Origin of the sequence: Gordonia sp. DT218 (assembly GCF_049847105.1) — a bacterium.
GTDB lineage: Bacteria > Actinomycetota > Actinomycetes > Mycobacteriales > Mycobacteriaceae > Gordonia.
This window is the reverse complement of record NZ_JBNCNS010000001.1, coordinates 269619-287841: the sequence shown is the minus strand read 5'-3', so window position 1 is coordinate 287841 and position 18223 is coordinate 269619. Positions and strand designations below refer to the sequence as shown.

Below are 18223 nucleotides of genomic sequence, written 5' to 3'. Positions count from 1 at the left end.
TATCAATTGAGGATACCAGTCACTGAGAGCTAAAGCACATCAGAGTCGTCCGACGGGGCCTGTCGGAGCGCTTCGGCGTAGCTGGGTTCGGCCCTCTTGAGCCATCCGACGACCAGGTAGGTCACCGGCATGATCACTATCTCCACCAACGTTTTCCAGACAAATCCGACGACCGTGTAGTTGATGAAGTCACCCCAGGTGGAGATGCCCAGGGCTGTTGCTGCGATCGAGCAGAAAACGAGGGTGTCGGCGAACTCGCCGACCACCGTCGAGCCGATGAGGCGCGCCCACAGGTGACGTTCACCGGCGCGTTCCTTCATCTTGACGAGGACGAACGAGTTCAGGAATTCGCCTGCGAGGTAGCCGGCCAGTCCGGCCAGCAGGAACTGGGGAACCACACCGGCGACCGTCCGGAACGCCTCTTGCCCGTCGTAGAAGTCCGCCGCCGGTAACTCGATCGTCAGCCAGAAGCAGATCGACGCGATCAGCAACACCGCGAATCCGGCGAGGATCGCACGTCGCATCGCACGGAATCCGTAAACCTCGCTGATCACGTCGCCCAGCACGTAGGCAAGCGGGAACAGGTAGAACGCGCCGTCGGTGACCAGGCCGTTCATCTGGATGGGACCGAGCGAGACGTTCAACCAGTCGTCGAACAGGACGACACCCTTGGTGCCGGTGATGTTGCTGATGAGCATCACGCCGACGAACAACGCCATCAGGTACGCGTAGTAGGGAGTCGACACGGTCGCGAAGACCGCGCGGCGATCGCGCCTTGTGGTGGTCACGGTTCGGACGGTGCGGTCAGGTAGGCGGGCACATCTGTGGTGCAGCCGAACACCTCGCCGATCACGGGAGGCTTGGACGTGCTGACCTCGGTGTGCACGCCGACCTGGGTCTGTGTGCCCGCCGGGATGAGGATCTCCCGACGGCCCGTCTCATCGCCGTCGGCGGAGCGTCCGCGCACCACACACGCCGCGGGTTGTCCCGGGTCCCGCCGCGTCACGGTGATCTGCACCGCAACCGTGGCGGGGTTCACGATCTGATAGCCGGCCGCTTCACCGGACACCACCGGATTGGCGAACTTCGAGTAGCCGAACGCCGCGAGCGCGAGGCCGACAACCACCACCAGGGCAGACAGTCCGATGAACCAGCGTCGCCGACTGGTCGACGACTGCGCAGACGGGTACGTCGCCCGAGGCCCGCTGCGCGGTGCATCCTCACCGGCGTCGGTGCCCCCGTCTGAACTGTTCACGCGTCAATACCTACCATGGGAGCAGTACCTATCCGAAGGTGAGGAAGCGTGACCGAATCTCACACAGGTGGACCGCATGCAGGTCTCCGTCTGATGGCGGTGCATGCTCACCCGGATGACGAGTCCAGCAAGGGCGCCGCGACGACCGCGAAGTATGCGGCCGAGGGCCATGACGTGCTCGTGGTCACGCTCACCGGTGGTGAGCGTGGCGACATCCTGAACCCGGCGATGGACCGTCCGGGGGTGAAGGAGCGGATGAGTGAGGTCCGCAAGGAAGAGATGGCGAACGCGGCCGCGGCGCTCGGCGTCGAGCAGATGTGGCTCGGCTTTGTCGACTCCGGATTGCCGGAGGGCGATCCGCTCCCTCCCGTGCCCGAGGGTTCGTTTGCCGACATCCCCATCGAAGACGCCGTCGAAGCACTCGTCCGCGTGGTTCGGGAGTTCCGGCCGCACGTGATGATCACCTACGACGAGCGCGGCGGTTACCCGCATCCGGACCACATCCGGGATCATGAGGTGTCGGTCGCGGCATTTGAGCGGGCCGGCGATCCGGACGCATATCCCGGCACCGGCGAACCGTGGACCGTGTCGAAGATCTATTACACCCACGGCTTCATCCGCGATCGGATGGTGCTGTTCTCCGACGAGTTCGAGCGGAATGGGCAGGAGAGTCCGTTCACCGAGTGGCTCAGCAAGTGGGAGCCCGGTCGTGGAGACCTGATGGGTCGGGTGACCACCCAGGTCGAGTGCGGCAAGTACTTCCCGCAGCGCGATGATGCGTTGCGATCACACGCGACCCAGATCGATCCCAACGGGGTGTTTTTCGCAGTGCCGCTCGAATGGCAGCAGCGACTGTGGCCGACCGAGGAGTTCGAACTCGCGCAGACACGAGTGAAGACATCGATCCCGGAGACCGATCTGTTCGCGGGAATCGAGGAACCATGAGCCCGCTGAACCCGATGCACGTAGCGGCCGGCTATCAGGTCCTGGCGGATCAGCAGCCCGAAGGCCCCGAGTTCGGCAAGGCCTCACCGCTCGCTCTGCTGATCATCATCGTCCTGCTCGTGGCCACCGCGCTGCTGATCCGGTCGATGAACTCACAGCTGAAGAAGCTGCCGAAGACCTTCGACGCCGAGCATCCGGAACCGGATCAGGCATTCGACGACGGAACCGATTCGGTCGTCGACGGAGAGGGCGATCCCGAGACCCCAGACCCGCAGACCCCAGGCCCGCAGACCCCAGACCCGGAGACCCCAGGCCCGCAGACCCCAGACCCCGACACCACAGGCAAGGTGCAGGCCGATGAACGGAAGTCCGCCGAAACCTGAACCGACCGAAACGGGTCGTGACAGGGATCTGCAGCGCAACGCCCTGGATCAATCCACGAGCCCGTATCTCCGTCAGCACGCTGCCAACCCGGTGCACTGGCACGAGTGGGGGACCGACGCCTTGGCCGAGGCAGTCCGCCGAGAGGTCCCGATCCTGCTCTCGGTCGGCTACGCGGCCTGCCATTGGTGCCACGTCATGGCGCACGAGTCCTTCGAGGACGACTCGACTGCCGCAGTGATGAATCGGGATTTCGTGTGCATCAAGGTGGACCGGGAAGAGCGGCCCGACATCGACGCGATCTACATGAACGCGACGGTGGCGATGACCGGGCAAGGCGGCTGGCCGATGACGTGCTTCCTCACCCCATCGGGCGACCCGTTCTATTGCGGCACTTACTTCCCTTCGTCACCGCGTGGCGGTATGCCGTCCTTCATCCAGATCATGGGTGCGGTCACCGAGGCCTGGACACAGCGACGCGATGAGATCGACGCCATGGGGCGCCGGGTCCGTGAACACCTCGAGGCCAACACCGCGGCGTTGCCGGTCGCCGACGTCGGCGTGGACGACCGGTTGCTGACCCATGCGGTCACCGCGATTCTCGACGACGAGGACATCCGATCCGGTGGATTCGGTGGCGCGCCGAAGTTCCCGCCGTCGGCCTTACTGGCGGGGCTGATCCGCGCAAGCGAGCGGACTGCCGACCGACGGCCGCTCGACGCGGTGATCCGGACCGCCTCCGCGATGGCGCGCGGCGGCATCTACGACCAGCTGGCCGGCGGATTCGCACGCTATTCGGTCGACAGCGACTGGGTGGTACCGCATTTCGAGAAGATGCTCTACGACAACGCACAGCTACTCCGAGCCTATGCACATCTGGCGCGACGCACCGGTGATCCGCTGGCGACGCGGATCGTCGAGGAGACCATCGAGTTCCTCGACCGGGATCTGCGTGTGTCGGACGGGTTTGCATCGTCGCTCGACGCCGATGCCGACGGTGTGGAGGGGTCGACCTACGTGTGGTCACCCGCGGAGCTGACGGAGGCACTCGGCGAGAGCGATGGACGTTGGGCGGCAGACGTTCTCGGGGTGACGGTGGAGGGCACCTTCGAACACGGTCGGTCCACGTTGCAATTGCCTCACGACCCCGACGACCCGGTCCGGTTCGCGCAGATCCGAGGTCGCCTGCTGGTGTCGCGTGGCGGGCGGGTGCAACCGGCGCGCGATGACAAGGTGGTGACCGGATGGAACGCGATGGCGGTCACCGCTCTGGTCGAGGCCGGTGCCGGTCTGGGACGCCCGGACTGGATCGACCTGGGAGTCTGGTGTGCGCGGGCGCTGCTGGACGGGCATGTCGTCGACGGGCAGGTGCGGCGTTCGTCGCTCGGTGGGGTCGTCGGGCAGCCGGCCGCGGCGCTCGACGATCATGCCGCACTCGTCACCGCCCTGCTCGGTCTCCATCAGGTCACCGGTGACACATCGTGGCGGGAAGAAGGGTTGGCCGTTCTCGATACGGCGATCGAGCTGTTCGCCGATCCCGAACAACCCGGCACCTGGTTCGACGCCGTCGGCCACGGGCTGATCACCCGGCCGCGTGATCCCGTCGACGGGGCCACACCCGCCGGTGCGTCGCTGATGGCCGAGGCGTTACTGGCCGCGTCGGCACTCGCGCGATTCGGTCCGGCGACGCGATATGCGGAGCTTCTCGATCAGACGCTGGCGCGCGCAGTGGTGCTCCTGGCCAAGGTGCCCCGATCGGCCGGACACTGGCTCGCGGTGGCACAGACCCGTGTGTCCGGTCCGCTGCAGATCGCGGTCGCCCAGGGTCCGGACAGCATGGGCGAGCTCGCCGCACACGCGCGCCTGGTTGCCCCCGGCGGCACGATCGTCGTTGCCGGGGAACGTGATTCGATCCCGCTGCTGGACGGGCGCGGTACGGTGGACGGTGCGGATGCCGCGTACGTGTGTCGTGGCACGGTGTGTGGATTACCGGTCACAGATGGCCGGGCACTCGAGGAGGCATTGGCGGCGGCCGGCTGACGCCGCCTGGCAACACCCCGAATTACGCCGCGCCCCTTCGTCGAGCGGGCGCAGAACTCACGCGAGCGGGCGCAGAACTCACGCGAGCGGGCACTGCGATGGATCGTCGGTGAGAATCGGTCGGAGAGTGCGCACGATCGGCGCGAAACTGCGCACGGTCGGCGCGAAATTGCGCACGGTCGTCGAAATGGTGCGCCTGATCGATGAGTGGGCGTGTCGTCCGGGCGGACCATTGCCCGTGACGTGGGGCGATCAGTATCGTCACTGCAATGCCGCCTCTACCACGGCGTTCGGTCGTGTCGTGGACCGCGATCCGAGTGGTTCGGATCGCCGTCATCGTCGTGTTCGCCCTGGCCGGACTGAGCGTCGTCGTGCCGACCGTGCATGCGGCGGCGCCGCTGCGCATGTTCGCCATGGGCAACTCGTATATCTCGGGTCAGGGCGCCGACAACTACCACACGATCCCCGCCGACATGACCTCGTATCGCGCCGGGACGACCGGGCCGCAGAACTATTGTTTTCGTAGCAGACATGCTGCAGTGGAGATCGTCGCGAAGCGACTCGGCGCCCGGTTCACCAACATGACCTGTGCGAATTCCCAACCGCGACACATCGATCAGGACGCTCAGTTCGACGAGGGGCGCCAGATCGAGCACCTTCCCCGTGACGCCGACGTTGTCGTCATGCAGGTGATCGGCAATCCGGAGTTCATCAAGGTGGTCGAGTGTGTGCAGCTACGGGAGTGCGATCGGCGGACCGTCGAGCGATCGCTGCGGGTTCTCGACGACGACCAGCGATTCCACGAGCGACGCATCATCCGAGAGGCCCGGGCCCACGCTCCTACCGCACATGTCTACGTCCTGGGTGCACCGCAGGTGGTTCCGCGCGTGGGCCAAGACCAACGCAGTCGCTGCGGGTGGTTCATGTCCGATCCCGAGGTCGGGATGCTCAACGACTTCATCGGCAAGATCAACGAGATCTCGCGGGACAACGCCCGTCGTGCCGGCGAGACATTCGTCGACCTGGCTCGTCCGGGATCGCCGTGGAATCAACGCCACGACCTGTGCAGTGCCGATCCTTGGGAGTGGGGACCGCGGGTGGCGGCCCCCCAGTACGGACCGGACAACGCGAAGTTCCGGAACTGGATCCTGGGTGGATATCACCCGACGCAGGCCGGGCAACGTGCCACCGCTGTGGTGCTGGAACAGGTCATCCGCGAACGTGAGAGCCTGCGCGGGTGATCCCGACCGCAACGTTCTCGAGAAAATTCCTCGGGTGGGCTGTCGATCCGTGATGATTGCTTCGTCATAGGGGCAGATGGCGGCAGTGGGCCGGCATCACCTGCCATTCGGCATCCGAGAGAGGACCTGACATGCAATACCTGTTGGCGATCACCATTGACGAATCCGTGCCCATGCCCGAGGAAGGCCAGGAGGGCTCCGAGGAGATGCGCGCGGCGTGGGCCGGCTATGGAAAAGCCCTCGCCGCGGCAGGCCTGCTGGTCGAGGGCGCCAGCCTCACATCGAGTGCATCGGCCACCACCATGCGACTGACCCTCGGGCAGAGCCCCACCATCACCGACGGCCCGTACGTCGAGGCCAAGGAACAGCTCGGCGGGTACTACCGGATCGACGCACCGGACCTCGATGTCGCGCTCGAGTGGGCGGGTCGGATTCCGCTGCCGTTCGGAGTGGTCGAGGTTCGGCCCGTGCAGCTCTTCGCGGCCGACGACGGCACCCCGACGCCGGTCGAGGCCTGACTGTCTGTGGCCGACACCGTAGGAGCGGCCATTGCGCGTCTGGCGCGTGAGGAGAGCGGGCGTGTGCTCGCTCTCCTCGCTGCCCGCTTCGACGACGTCGACCTCGCCGACGACTGCGTCCAGGATGCGCTGCTACAAGCCGCCGAGACCTGGCCCACCCGCGGTATCCCCGACAATCCGCCCGCCTGGCTGTACACCGTCTCCCGCAATCGGATCGTCGACCAACTACGTCTGCGCGCGTCGCGCCGTCGTCGGCTCACTGCGGCCGCACCCGAGCTGCTGACGGAGAGCGAGCCGTCCACCGGTCCGGAACTGATCATCGATGGCCGCGAGCTCGGCGACGAGCGTCTCCGGCTGCTGTTGCTGTGCTGTCACCCGGCACTGGATCGCGATGCGCAGGTCGCGTTGACGCTACGTCTCGTGGGCGGTCTCACCACCGCCGAGATCGCAGCCGCCTTCCTCGTGCCGGAACGTACTCTCGCACAACGGATCGTCCGTGCAAAGCGTAAGATCCGTGACGCCCGGATCCCGCTCACCATCCCGGCCGACATCGATGGCCGCGTCGGTGTGTTGCTGGGGGTGCTCTACCTGATCTTCAACGAGGGGTATCTGTCGAGGGGCGCAACGTCGTCACTCGTCCGGCTCGACCTCGCGGACGAAGCGATCCGGTTGTCCGGTCAGTTGATCCAGCTCATCCCGGAAAACGGTGAGGCGCATGGCCTCCTAGCGCTCGAGCTGTTCCATCGGGCTCGATTCGGAGCGCGGCTGGACGTCGCCGGAGACCTCGTCGTGCTGTCAGAGCAGGACCGAAGTCACTGGGATTCAACGATGATCGACCGTGCGCGCACCGTGTTGCAGGCGGCGGTGGCACGTCCTGGTGTCGGCGTCTATCGCATCCAGGCGATCATCGCCGCGTTGCACGCCGGAGCCCAGACAGCGGCCGACACCGACTGGGAGGCCATCGTCGACCTCTACCGCATCCTGGAGCGGATCGGTCCCGGTCCGGTGGTTGCCCTCAATCGGGCGATAGCGGTGTCGATGGTCGACGGCCCGGAAAGGGGACTGGCCGAAGTCGATGCGATCGACGGACTCACCGACTATCACCTGTGGCATGCCGCGCGGGGCGAGCTCCTCTATCGGGCCGGTGATCGGGAGGCGGCCGGTGCGGCGTTCCGCCGCGCGCTCACGTTGGCGGACAACCCGGTGGAGCAGCGTCACCTGCGGAGTCGCATCGAAAAGTGCGTGGTGACGGGAGGGCGGTCGGGCGAGTGAGTGGGGTATCAGATCGCTACCGACGAGTGTTCAGAGCGCGAGGTGGGTGGCCGCGGCACCTTCCGGACCGACCAGCGCGCAGAGTCGTCGATCCCGGCCCAGCTGCATGAGCAGCGCCGCGCCCGCGGGTCGGAGATCGATCTCGGCGCCCTGGCCGATCGGCCAGCCCAAGAATCGGCAGACGAACGATCGCGAGAAGTGCCCGTGGGACACGATGATCGCGTCGGACTCCGTCAGGCGTTGCTCGACGAGCTCGACCGCGCCATCGACCCGGCGGGTCATGTCGTCGACGGATTCGCCGTCTGGCCCGCCGCGTGTCCAGATCGTCCAGTCGGGATCACCGTCGGCGTGGATCTGTGCGCGGGTGAGACCCTCGTAGTCCCCGTAATCCCATTCGGCGAAGCGATCATCGACCTTGTCGACAGCAAGCCCGCCGAGTTCCGCGGTCCGTTGAGCGCGGCGTCGAGGTGAGGCGAAGACATACGGGGTGACGAGGCCGAGGCGGTCGGCGATGCCGGCCAGTGCGCGAGCGTCCTCCTCACCACGTGCGGTGAGATCGATGTCGGTGCGCCCGGTGTGCCGGTCGGTCAGCGACCATTCGGTCTGCCCATGCCGGATGAGGAGCACTCGTCGGTTCGTCGGGATGTCGGCAGCACCTGGGTCGTCGGTCACCCTGCCGAGCTTACGACCTTCGCCAGCTGATCGACCGCCCACTCGATCTCCGCCTCGGTGATCACCAACGGCGGCGCGAGTCGAAGTGTCGCGCCGTGGGTGTCTTTCGCGAGCACCCCGCGCTCGGCCAACCGAAGACAGATGTCCTTGCCGGTGCCGAGCGACGGTTCGACGTCGATCCCGGCCCACAGGCCGAGGCCGCGTACTGCGACCACGCCGTGCCCGATCAGGTCGTGCAGCCGGGCGTGCATGTGGTTGCCGAGGTCGGCAGCGCGTGCCTGCCAGGTGCCCTCGGCGAGCATGTCGACGACTGTGTGACCGACGGCCGCGGCGAGCGGGTTGCCGCCGAACGTGGAGCCGTGCTCGCCGGGGTGCAGGACGCCGAGGACGTCCCGGTCGGCCACCACGGCGGACACCGGCAGGATGCCTCCGCCGAGAGCCTTCCCCAGGGTGTAGAGGTCCGCCTCGACGCCCCAGTGCTGTACGGCGAGGGTCTTTCCGGTCCGGCCGAGCCCGGACTGGATCTCGTCGGCGATCATCAGGACATCGTGCTGGGTGCAGAGCGCGCGCACGCGCGGCAGGTAGTCGTCCGGTGGCACGATGATCCCGGCTTCCCCCTGAATCGGTTCGACGAGGACGGCCACCGTGTACTCATCGATGGCAGCAGACATCGCTGCTGCGTCGCCAAAGGGCACCCGCACGAACCCCGGTGTGTACGGCCCGAATCCGTTTCGTGCGTCCGGGTCGTCGCTGAAGCTCACGATGCTGATGGTGCGGCCGTGGAAGTTGCCGTCGACGACCACGATCTTCGCCTGACCGTCCGGTACGCCCTTGACGTCGTAGCCCCATTTGCGCGCCACCTTGATCGCCGACTCGACGGCTTCGGCGCCGGTGTTCATCGGCAGGACCATCTCTTTGCCGCAGAGTGCTGCGAGCGAGGCGCAGAAGGGCTCGAGCCGGTCGGACCGGAACGCACGGCTGGTCAACGTGATGCGTTCGAGTTGGGCCGTCGCGGCGGCGACGATCCGGGGATTGCGGTGACCGAAGTTGACGGCCGAATACGCGCCGAGACAGTCGAGAAAACGTCGTCCGTCGACGTCGGTGATCCAGGCGCCTTCAGCGGTCGCCGCGGTGACCGGCAGCGGTGAATAGTTGTGCGCGACATGGGGCTCGGCCGGGGGAGGCACAGCAGAGGGACGCTCAGGGGGAGGGGACACAGGGGGAGGGGACACAGGGGGAGGGATCGCCAGGACCTCCTTGTCGGTGGCCCTCAATTCCAGGGTGCAGCACTTGATGCCGCCGCCGCCTTTGCGTAGTTCGGAGAGATCGATCGCGATCGTGTCGTAGCCGGCGGCGCGCAGCGACTCCGCGAGATGTGGTGCCGCATCGGTCATCACGACGCGGTGGCCGTCGGAGACGAGGTTCAGGCCGAGGACCGCAGCGTCGGCATCGGTGGCGACGATGGCGCTCGGGAACAATGAGGTCAGCCGCGCTCGCGAGGCGGGGGAGAACGCGGGCGGGTAGTACGCGATGTTCTCGTCGTCGAGCACCCCCAGAGCCGTGTCGAGGTGGTAGTACCGCGGATCGACCAGCTCGAGCGTCACGACCGGCAGACCCGTGATCGCCGAGACCTCGTCGTGGGTGTCACGGTGGCTCCGAAAGCCGGTACCGGCGAGGATGCGGTCCCCGACGACCAAGAAGTCGCCCTCGCCTTCCTGGATGCCGACCGTCCGATGAACCGGACCGAGGCCGTTCCCGTCGAACCAAGCCGCGTAGAGATCGCCCTCGGGTCCGCGTTCGGGAAAGGCGAAGCGGGCCGCGATCGTGTGTCCGCCGATGCTGAGACCGCCGTTGGCGGCGTAGACCATGTCGGGTAGGCCCGGGTGCGGATCGACAATGTGGACGCGATGACCGAGCGATTCGTAGGTCTCGCGCAGGCGGAGCCACTGAGCGATCGCGAGGTCGGTGTCCACGGGTGTCGACGGATCCATCCACGGATTGATCGCGTAGCTGACCGTGAAGTGAACTGGCGGCGTCATGGCATAGGTCCGTAGCCGGGGTACCCGGGCGACCGGAGCGAGAGCAGGGCTCGTCAGCGTCATGAATCGACGCTATGCTCCCTTTGTCGCGCAAACAATCAACGCCCGTTGCGTATCAGCGCAACAAAGGATGGCGGCAGTGGCATGAAACGGAGATACATTGCGCCAGCTGGATGATCTGGACGAAAAGGTGCTCGCCTGCCTGGCCAGGGGTGCCCGTGCCACCTTCGCGCAGGTCGGTGACGAGGTGGGCCTGTCGGCGCCCGCGGTGAAGCGACGCGTCGATCGGCTTCTCGGCGACGGCGTGATCAAGGGGTTCACCGCCGTCATCGATCCGCAGGCGATGCAGTGGACCACGGAGGCCTACGTCCAGGTCTCCTGCCGAGGCAACATCTCGCCGGAGTCGCTGAAGGCGGCGTGGGAACCGATTCCCGAAGTCGTCAGCGCGGCAACCATCACCGGTCAGGCGGACGCGATTCTTCGGGTCCGCGCTCGCGACGTGCGCCATCTGGAGCAGGCGCTGGAACGGATCCGCGGCGCGGGTCCGGTCGACCATTCCGAGTCCATCATCGTGCTGAGTCAGCTGATCGATCGCGGGCACCCGTGAGAGTCGGCGGGAGTCGGTTCGCGATCATGCGGGCGATCGCCTTGTTGCCCGCCAGGTTCGGATGGAATCCGAGTTACTCGCTCGACGTCACGTAGCCCTCGAACCATTTCTTGTTGCCGCCGATCGGATGGTCGCGAGGTCGGTGTCGGGGCGGAGCGCACCGATCTGCGGTGGAGCGAAACCTTGTGACCGCAGCTGAGGTGTGGTGGTGATGTTCTCGGCCTTTGCTCCCGCGACCGCCGCCTATCGGAAGGCCGCGGTCCTGATGAGGCCCGCCAGCTATCCGGATAGGTGACTGGTGATCGGCCGCAGCCGATGATCTCGGTCGGGCCCGCGGTCCTCGAATCACCCTGTGTCACATTGTGTACCGGCTCACGGGCATCGGCCGGGACGGCTGGACGACCGCGTGGAGGAGGGTGAGGAAAGCGATGCCGAGTGCTGTGAACGTGCGAATCGAGGTCGCACGACGCGGTGCATGAGCGCACGGTATGCGGCGGCGCAATTGGTCGCGGTGCGGGGTCGTGCTAGCCTGGTCGCCGTGATGACCACCGTGCGCGCCTATTGGCGCTTTATCGAGGCTCCGGGTGGGGCCGCGATGAAGCGCTGACATTGCCGCGCGCGCAAACACCCGGAGCCCGAGCAGCGACCGCAAGGTTGCTGCTTTCGTCATTTCAAGGGCCTCCGGTGATCTATGAGCAACCAGGGGCACCCGACAACGACCGGGCCAGACCCCGAAAGGCACGACGTGACCACCATTCCCGACTTGACTGCCGAAACGACCTCCGATCGTCGGATCAAGTCCTTTCGTGCCATCCCGTCACCGGACACGATTCGCAGTGAACTGCCGCTGACTGCACGACGTGCCGTCACCGTCCAGAATGATCGCGACGAGATCGCCGACATCCTCGCCGGCCGTGACAACCGTCTGCTCGTCGTGGTGGGACCGTGCTCGGTGCACGACCCGGTGGCCGCGCTGGACTACGCACGGCACCTGGCGCCATTGGCGAAGGACTACGCCGATCGGCTGAAGATCGTGATGCGCGTCTACTTCGAGAAGCCCCGCACCACTGTCGGTTGGAAGGGACTCATCAACGATCCCGGGATGGACGGCACCTTCGACGTCGAACGCGGACTGCGGACGGCTCGCTCGCTGCTGCTGGACATCATCGACCTCGGACTGCCCGTCGGGTGTGAGTTCCTGGAACCGACCAGCCCGCAATACATCGCAGACACCGTCGCCTGGGGCGCCATCGGGGCGCGCACCACGGAGTCGCAGGTCCACCGACAGCTCGCATCGGGGCTGTCCATGCCGATCGGGTTCAAGAACGGCACCGACGGCAACATCCAGGTCGCGATCGACGGCGTGAAAGCCGCAGCGGCGCAACATGTCTTCTTCGGAGTTGACGACTTCGGCCACGGATCCGTGGTGGAGACCGCGGGTAACGACGACTGCCACGTGATCCTGCGTGGTGGCACCGCCGGGCCGAACTTCGATGCCGAGTCCATTGCGACTGCCGTCAACTCTCTCGCGAAAGCCTCACTGCCGCAACGGGTGATGATCGATTGTTCGCACGCAAACTCCGGCAAGGATCACGTTCGCCAGGCCGCAGTCGCCGACGAGATCGCCGCTGCGATCCGCTCGCTTCGGCGCGCGGATGAAACGGTGCCGATCAGTGGCGTCATGCTGGAGAGCTTCCTCGAGCCGGGTGCGCAGTCGCCCGATGCCCGACCGCTGACCTACGGCCAGTCGGTCACCGACAAGTGCATGGGCTGGGAGGCCAGCACCGCCGTGCTGGCGACGCTGGCCCAGAGCTGACCGGCCTATGCCGGACGCCTCCGGACCTGCTGTGTCGCGTCATCCAGATGCGCACACTCGGCGCGAAAGTGTGCCCGGTCGGCGACGTCGCGGTGGGACCGGCCCGATCCGGTCCCACCGCAACGCTCAGCTCCGCTTGCGCCGCAACTGGTTCGCGTATCCGACGGCTCCGTCGACGAGGATGAACGCAGCAAGACTGATGCCGAGGAGCGGGATGAACCACCCGACCGCCGCGACGATCACGATGACCGCCGCGATCGTCGTGACCGGCACCCCTCGCCACGCGCCACGCAGCGGTGGCCGCCCCACAGCGAGGAAGCGGTGCGCTCGCCGGGGTCGGCGTTGCCACCACATCTGATAGCCCCGCACGATCACTGCGAGAAGGCCGATCGCCAACAGCAGTAGCGCGATCTGGTTGACGAGACCGAACAACAGACCCATGTGCAGGGCGATGCCCCACGTGGTCAGTTGTGCGGCCAGGGGCCAGTCGGCGAACCACGAGGCATCGACGACATGTCCGGTCGCTCCGTCGATGGAGACCGAGTTCGGCGAGAACTGCCATGGCCGGCGCGTCTCTGCCACCGTGAATGCGGTCGCCGGACCTGTCGGTACGGACACCTCGACGTCGTCGGTCACCCCGATCCGATCGGCAACTGCCAGAACCGAGTCCACCTGTCCGACGGCATCGGCGACGGCAGCACCCCCGGCGCCGTCATGCCCGGCCGTGTGGTCGCCGTGTCCGCTGTGTGCACCGGCGGACGTGGCGGAGTCGTCAAGGGAGGTCGACACACTCGGGGTCGTCCAGCTCAGTGCCTGACGCAGCTCGCCGATGTTGTCGCCGGCGAAGCGCGACCAGGTGAGGCCGGTCGCCGACAGGAACAGCACCCCCACGACGATCCAGACACCCACGGCACCATGCCAGTTCAGTGTGCGGGCCCGGCCCTCGGTTGAACGGTCGACGCTGATCAGCCGAGCCTTCCGGTCACGCCTCATCCGGCGATACCGCGCAATCCACAACGCGAGACCCGCCAGTGCGATCACCCACAGCCACGACGCCGCGAGTTCGCTGTAGACGCGACCAGGTTCTCCCAGATGGAGGTGACGATGCAACTGGCTGATCCAGGTCCGCAGCGGTAAGGCCCCGGCACTCCCGTAGCTCACCAGCTCGCCGACCGGGCGCGCGGTGACCGGATCGACGAAGACCGCCATCCGCTCCGATTCTCCGAGCGACTCGTCGTCGAACAGCACGCGCGTGGTGTCACCTGGCGCGGCTGCCGGACGCACGGCGGAGAGAGCGAGATCCGGTCGGGTGGCCATGGCCGCGCGGATCTGATCGGCCACGGGGCGGGCCTGACCCGTGCTGTCGGTGTGCAGTTGCTCGCGGTAGACGACCTTCTCGAGACCGGGTGCGAGTGCGTAGAGGCCTCCGCTGACGACCGCGACGATCAGAAACGGTGCGATCAGGATGCCGGCATAGAAGTGGAGTCGTCGCACCAACGGTTCCCAGCCGATGTGGCGCCCACCGGGCCGGCGATCGGCCGGGTCGGTCGGTGGCGAGGAGTCGAGCGGCTGTCGGGGTGGTTCCTGGGTGAGGGACACAGAGGTCCGCCTTTCGAGAGCTGGATGCGCCGCACGACAGATGAGGTCGTGCGCATACGCAGAGAGCCGACCGCCGCGCGTGGTCGACACGCGAGCAGGTCAGCGAGGGTGAGGAATGGTCACATCGCCGGGATCGGGGGACCCCGGGTACCCACCGGGCGGACACACCTGCGGCCGGGCCGCAGGCGGTCGTCGGTCGCGGGCAGCACGCTCCAGGACATCGAGACGTCGACTGGCGCCGAGATGAGCGTGAGAACGGCCCGGATCACCACCGACAGGGCGGCGATCACCGCGGTCTCCAGACCGATCGCCAGGGCGACCGCCACCACGGTGGCGACGATGTGAAAGGTCGCCATCGAGGGAGTCAGCAGCGTGGCGTGGTGATGAGAAAGGGCGGCGAGTGCGAGGTGACCCACGAGCTGTCCGCCGACGAGCATGCCGACGAGGCCCGGCCATCCGGCGCGCGGCGGGGAGGCGGCGGTGGCGGTCCAGCCGAGCCCCGCGCACACCGCGACCAGAAGAGTGAGGGCCGTGGAGTCGGGCAACCCGCCGCCCGCGGCTGCGTGCGCGATGGTCGAGGTGACCCCCGACGACGCGCCGACAACGCAACCCCGAACCTTGTCGAGGGCGCGTGCCTGCGGATGCATGGCCCGCATCGTATGACGGCGCTGCGGGGCCGATCGAGTCGGCTGCTAAGTTCGGTGCTGCGTCGGTCTTCGTCCGGTTCGTCCGGATCGAGCGTAAGAGGGAATCTGGTGCGAATCCAGGGCTGCCCCGCAGCGGTGACCGGAAACGACAGCGGCCAGGAGCACTGGGTCAGCGATGACCTGGGAAGCGGCCGTCAGTAGGTGGCACGAACTGTGCCGTGTCCGGGAGTCCGAAGACCTGCCGACGTGACCGCGGCGGCGTGCCGCGGTCGACATCGACTCCGTGGGACATGGTCGGTGCCGCCGACCTGTCGGCGTCGTCGTGTGTCCTCGGTGAGTGACGAGGTGGGATGACCGGGCAGTGGTTGCGCGTGAGCGTGCTGAGTGTGCTCTGCGTGTCGGGGCTCCTGACGATCTCCGTGCTCGGGCTCATCTTCGGTACGGCACACGTCCCGTGGCGCGATGCCGTCGGCTATGTGTGGGCCGACCTGACCGGCGGCGTGGTCACCGCCGGGGATGCCGCCGACTACCGGATCGTGGTCGATTCGCGACTCCCTCGCGTTCTCACCGGTGCCCTGGTCGGGGCGGGACTGAGCACCGTCGGCCTCGTGGTGCAGGCAATGGTCCGCAACGCGCTGGCCGACCCGTACGTGCTCGGTATCTCGTCGGGAGCGTCAGTGGGCGCCACCGCGGTGGTGCTGTTCGGTGTCTTCGCCGGAGTCGGTGTCTACGCGCTCCCGGCCGCTGCGTTCGTGGGGGCGTTGGTCGCCACCGTGATCGTTTTCGCAATCGCGAGATCGGCCGGCGGTCTCACACCGCTGCGGCTGGTGCTCACCGGAACCGCTCTGGGTTACGGGTTTTCGGCATTGACCACAGTGCTGGTCTTCCTCGCGCCCGCCGGAGATGCCGCTCGCAGCGTGATGTTCTGGTTGTTGGGCAGTCTGGCCGCGACGAGCTGGCACACCGCAGGGCTCGTGGCGGCGGTGGTGCTGGTCGGCCTCGTGGTCGTCGCAGGATTGGCCCGCCAGCTCAACGCGTTGGCAATGGGCGACGAGGTGTCCGCGTCACTCGGCTTGCGCGCCTCACGATTCCGCATGCTGCTGTTCATCGTGGCCGCGCTCATGACCGGCGTCATGGTCTCGGTGTGTGGGGCGATCGGGTTCGTCGGGCTGGTGGTGCCGCATGTGGCGCGACTTCTGGTGGGCGCCGACCATCGCCGGTTGGTGGTGGTCACCCCGCTCATCGGCGCGGTGTTCCTCGTCGCCGCGGATCTGCTTGCCCGAACGCTCGTCCCACCGCAAGAACTCCCGCTCGGTGCGATCACGGCCGCGGTCGGGGTGCCGGTCTTCCTGCTCCTGATGCGCCGGCGCGGTACGGAGGCGGGGTGATGCGGGGGGTCGACTACGACGAAGTGGGTGTCGAGATCGGACATGCGACGATCCTTCGTGACGTGACCGTCCACGCGCCGCCGGGCAGTTTCCTGGGCATCATCGGCCCCAACGGCAGCGGCAAGTCGACGATGCTGCGTTGCCTGTATCGCGCACTCGACCCGACTCGGGGGCGTGTACGGGTGGGCGACCGCGACATCACGTCGATCAGCATGCGGGACAACGCTCGTCAGGTGGCAGCCCTCACCCAGCGGATCGCGCTCGACTTCGACTTCACGGCAGCGGAGGTGGTCGCGACCGGTCGTCTGCCGCACCGATCGCTGACGGCCTCGACTGCCCGCCGCGACCGGGAGATCTGTGCCCAGGCGATGCACGACGCGGGCGTCACCCATCTCGTCGACCGAGCTTTCACGTCTCTGTCGGGCGGGGAGGCCCAGCGGGTTCTGATCGCCCGCGCATTCGCGCAGGAGCCGGAGGTCCTGGTTCTCGACGAACCGACGAACCACCTCGATGTCCGACATCAGTACGCAGTGTTGCGTGCGGCGCGCGATCGAGAGGTCACAGTCGTCGCGGCGTTGCACGATCTGAACATCGCCGCGCAATTCTGCGACCGGCTCGTGGTCCTGGCGGCCGGTCGGGTCGCCGCGGCCGGCACACCACGCGAGGTTCTCACACCTGCGGCGATTCACCGCTTCTTCGGCATCGGCAGTCATGTGTTCGACCATCCACGCCTGAATGTTCCCCAAGTCATCTTCGACGAGAAAGAAGCGGAATGAGAACGAGATCGGTGATCACGGGTCTGTCGGCATTGCTGGTGTTGTCGGGCTGTGGTGCGCAGGTGGAGGGCGCCGCGCCGAAGGAGGCAGGCGGAGAGGTCAGCGTGGAGAACTGCCGTGCACCGCTGACCGTGCCCGGACGTCCCGACCGGGTGGTCACGAACGACACCGGTATCACCGAGATCATGTTCGCGCTCGGCCTGTCCGACCGAATGGCCGGATACACCACATATGCCGGCAAAGAACGGGACATCGAATCCTCGCCGTGGCGGGCAGATTTCGAACGGACCACTTTCCTGGGGGACGGATTCACACGTGAGGTCATCCAGTCGGCGAATCCCGACTTCGTCTTCGCGGGGTGGAATTACGGGTTCAAGGAGTCGACCGGGGTGACGCCGGAATGGATTCGCAGTCTGGGCGCGACGCCGTACCAGTTGACCGAGGCATGCCGTCAGCCGGGGACCACCGAGCGCGGCATAATGCCGCCCCTCGACGCGTTGTATTCCGATCTGGCGAACATCGGAGACATCTTCGGCGTCCGCGACCGTGCGGATGCCCTGGTCACCGACTATCGGGCCGAGGTGACGAAGGCCAACGAGGAAGCGCCGCCTGCCGACCGCCGGGCACGGGTGTTCCTCTTCGACAGCGCTGATCCCAACCCGTTCACCTCCGGGAAATACGCCGCACCGGAGCAGATCATCTCGGTGGCCGGTGGTACGAACATCTTTGGCGACCTGGCGAATTCGTGGACATCCACATCATGGGAGGCGGCCGCACAACGTGACCCGCAGGTCATCCTGATCGTGGACTACGGTGCGGGGCCGCAGAACACGGTCGCGGCGAAGATCCGGCAGCTGGAGACCCATCCACTGATGTCGCAGACCGATGCCGTACGCCACAAGCGGTTTCTCGCGCTGCCGTATGCGGCGCTCGTGGAAGGCCCGCGCAATCCGAGCGCGATCACCACGGTCGCCCGTTACCTCCGGTCGACGGGGTTCTGAGAACCGCGGGTTCTGCTGACAGCAGA

At 66.8% G+C, this 18223-nt stretch carries 18 protein-coding genes and 1 riboswitch; of the genes, 12 read left to right on the top strand and 6 right to left on the bottom strand.

The window, feature by feature from the left end; translation table 11 throughout:
- Nucleotides 1–29: 29 nt before the first annotated feature.
- Both ACPXCG_RS01335 and ACPXCG_RS01330 read right to left on the bottom strand, forming a co-directional pair.
- A complete protein-coding gene (locus ACPXCG_RS01335) occupies nt 30–746 on the bottom strand; it encodes a queuosine precursor transporter (RefSeq protein WP_425790419.1) in 717 nt (238 codons plus the stop codon).
- A 38-nt stretch (nt 747–784) separates the two neighbouring features.
- Nucleotides 785–1255, bottom strand: coding sequence for a DUF4307 domain-containing protein (locus ACPXCG_RS01330; protein ID WP_425788369.1), 471 nt, complete (start codon nt 1253–1255; stop codon nt 785–787).
- Between the two features lie 48 nt (nt 1256–1303).
- Here ACPXCG_RS01330 and mca point away from each other — a divergent pair, with 48 nt between their 5' ends.
- The 6 genes from mca to ACPXCG_RS01300 all read left to right on the top strand — a co-directional run bounded on the left by mca (nt 1304) and on the right by ACPXCG_RS01300 (nt 7652).
- Nucleotides 1304–2200: a mycothiol conjugate amidase Mca gene (mca, locus tag ACPXCG_RS01325; protein WP_425788367.1), complete on the top strand. Its 897-nt coding sequence runs from the start codon at nt 1304–1306 to the stop codon at nt 2198–2200.
- Nucleotides 2197–2583, top strand: coding sequence for a hypothetical protein (locus ACPXCG_RS01320; RefSeq protein WP_425788365.1), 387 nt, complete (start codon nt 2197–2199; stop codon nt 2581–2583). The genes mca and ACPXCG_RS01320 overlap by 4 nt, the downstream gene beginning before the upstream one ends.
- Nucleotides 2558–4621 carry a thioredoxin domain-containing protein gene (locus tag ACPXCG_RS01315; protein WP_425788363.1) on the top strand — a complete coding sequence of 688 codons (2064 nt, stop codon included), beginning with the start codon at nt 2558–2560 and terminating at the stop codon, nt 4619–4621. Before ACPXCG_RS01320 ends, ACPXCG_RS01315 begins: the two co-directional genes overlap by 26 nt.
- A gap of 269 nt (nt 4622–4890) precedes the next feature.
- Nucleotides 4891–5862 carry a GDSL-type esterase/lipase family protein gene (locus ACPXCG_RS01310; RefSeq protein ID WP_425788361.1) on the top strand — a complete coding sequence of 324 codons (972 nt, stop codon included), beginning with the start codon at nt 4891–4893 and terminating at the stop codon, nt 5860–5862.
- Nucleotides 5863–5993: 131 nt separating this feature from the next.
- Nucleotides 5994–6380 (top strand): YciI family protein, encoded by a 387-nt coding sequence (locus ACPXCG_RS01305; protein WP_425788359.1) that lies wholly within the window; start codon nt 5994–5996, stop codon nt 6378–6380.
- 6 nt (nt 6381–6386) lie between these two features.
- Entirely contained in the window at nt 6387–7652 is a 1266-nt protein-coding gene (locus ACPXCG_RS01300) for an RNA polymerase sigma factor (RefSeq protein WP_425788357.1), read from the top strand.
- Nucleotides 7653–7682: 30 nt separating this feature from the next.
- Here the strand turns inward: ACPXCG_RS01300 and ACPXCG_RS01295 are convergent, their stop codons facing one another.
- Both ACPXCG_RS01295 and rocD read right to left on the bottom strand, forming a co-directional pair.
- Nucleotides 7683–8324, bottom strand: coding sequence for a histidine phosphatase family protein (locus ACPXCG_RS01295; protein ID WP_425788355.1), 642 nt, complete (start codon nt 8322–8324; stop codon nt 7683–7685).
- Nucleotides 8321–10426 (bottom strand): ornithine--oxo-acid transaminase, encoded by a 2106-nt coding sequence (gene rocD, locus ACPXCG_RS01290; protein ID WP_425788353.1) that lies wholly within the window; start codon nt 10424–10426, stop codon nt 8321–8323. The genes ACPXCG_RS01295 and rocD overlap by 4 nt, the downstream gene beginning before the upstream one ends.
- Before the next feature lie 97 nt (nt 10427–10523).
- Here rocD and ACPXCG_RS01285 point away from each other — a divergent pair, with 97 nt between their 5' ends.
- The 3 genes from ACPXCG_RS01285 to ACPXCG_RS01275 all read left to right on the top strand — a co-directional run bounded on the left by ACPXCG_RS01285 (nt 10524) and on the right by ACPXCG_RS01275 (nt 12786).
- Nucleotides 10524–10970 (top strand): Lrp/AsnC family transcriptional regulator, encoded by a 447-nt coding sequence (locus ACPXCG_RS01285; protein WP_425788351.1) that lies wholly within the window; start codon nt 10524–10526, stop codon nt 10968–10970.
- A gap of 475 nt (nt 10971–11445) precedes the next feature.
- Nucleotides 11446–11577, top strand: coding sequence for a hypothetical protein (locus ACPXCG_RS01280; RefSeq protein ID WP_425788349.1), 132 nt, complete (start codon nt 11446–11448; stop codon nt 11575–11577).
- A 138-nt stretch (nt 11578–11715) separates the two neighbouring features.
- Entirely contained in the window at nt 11716–12786 is a 1071-nt protein-coding gene (locus ACPXCG_RS01275; protein ID WP_425788347.1) for a 3-deoxy-7-phosphoheptulonate synthase, read from the top strand.
- 126 nt (nt 12787–12912) lie between these two features.
- Here ACPXCG_RS01275 and ACPXCG_RS01270 read toward each other — a convergent pair whose 3' ends face one another.
- Together ACPXCG_RS01270 and ACPXCG_RS01265 are read right to left on the bottom strand one after the other, a co-directional pair.
- Entirely contained in the window at nt 12913–14385 is a 1473-nt protein-coding gene (locus tag ACPXCG_RS01270) for a PepSY-associated TM helix domain-containing protein (protein WP_425788345.1), read from the bottom strand.
- Nucleotides 14386–14504: 119 nt separating this feature from the next.
- Nucleotides 14505–15032, bottom strand: a complete 528-nt coding sequence (locus ACPXCG_RS01265; RefSeq protein ID WP_425788343.1) for a hypothetical protein — start codon at nt 15030–15032, stop codon at nt 14505–14507.
- A gap of 46 nt (nt 15033–15078) precedes the next feature.
- A riboswitch (cobalamin riboswitch) is annotated at nt 15079–15292 on the top strand.
- A gap of 90 nt (nt 15293–15382) precedes the next feature.
- Here ACPXCG_RS01265 and ACPXCG_RS01260 point away from each other — a divergent pair.
- Genes ACPXCG_RS01260 through ACPXCG_RS01250 form a run of 3 tightly spaced genes read left to right on the top strand, consistent with a single transcriptional unit; the run spans nt 15383 to nt 18197 of the window.
- Nucleotides 15383–16420 carry a FecCD family ABC transporter permease gene (locus tag ACPXCG_RS01260; RefSeq protein WP_425788341.1) on the top strand — a complete coding sequence of 346 codons (1038 nt, stop codon included), beginning with the start codon at nt 15383–15385 and terminating at the stop codon, nt 16418–16420.
- On the top strand, nt 16420–17196 hold the full coding sequence (locus ACPXCG_RS01255) for an ABC transporter ATP-binding protein (RefSeq protein WP_425788339.1): 777 nt from the start codon (nt 16420–16422) through the stop codon (nt 17194–17196). The genes ACPXCG_RS01260 and ACPXCG_RS01255 overlap by 1 nt, the downstream gene beginning before the upstream one ends.
- Nucleotides 17193–18197 (top strand): ABC transporter substrate-binding protein, encoded by a 1005-nt coding sequence (locus ACPXCG_RS01250; protein ID WP_425788337.1) that lies wholly within the window; start codon nt 17193–17195, stop codon nt 18195–18197. The genes ACPXCG_RS01255 and ACPXCG_RS01250 overlap by 4 nt, the downstream gene beginning before the upstream one ends.
- Nucleotides 18198–18223: the final 26 nt, after the last annotated feature.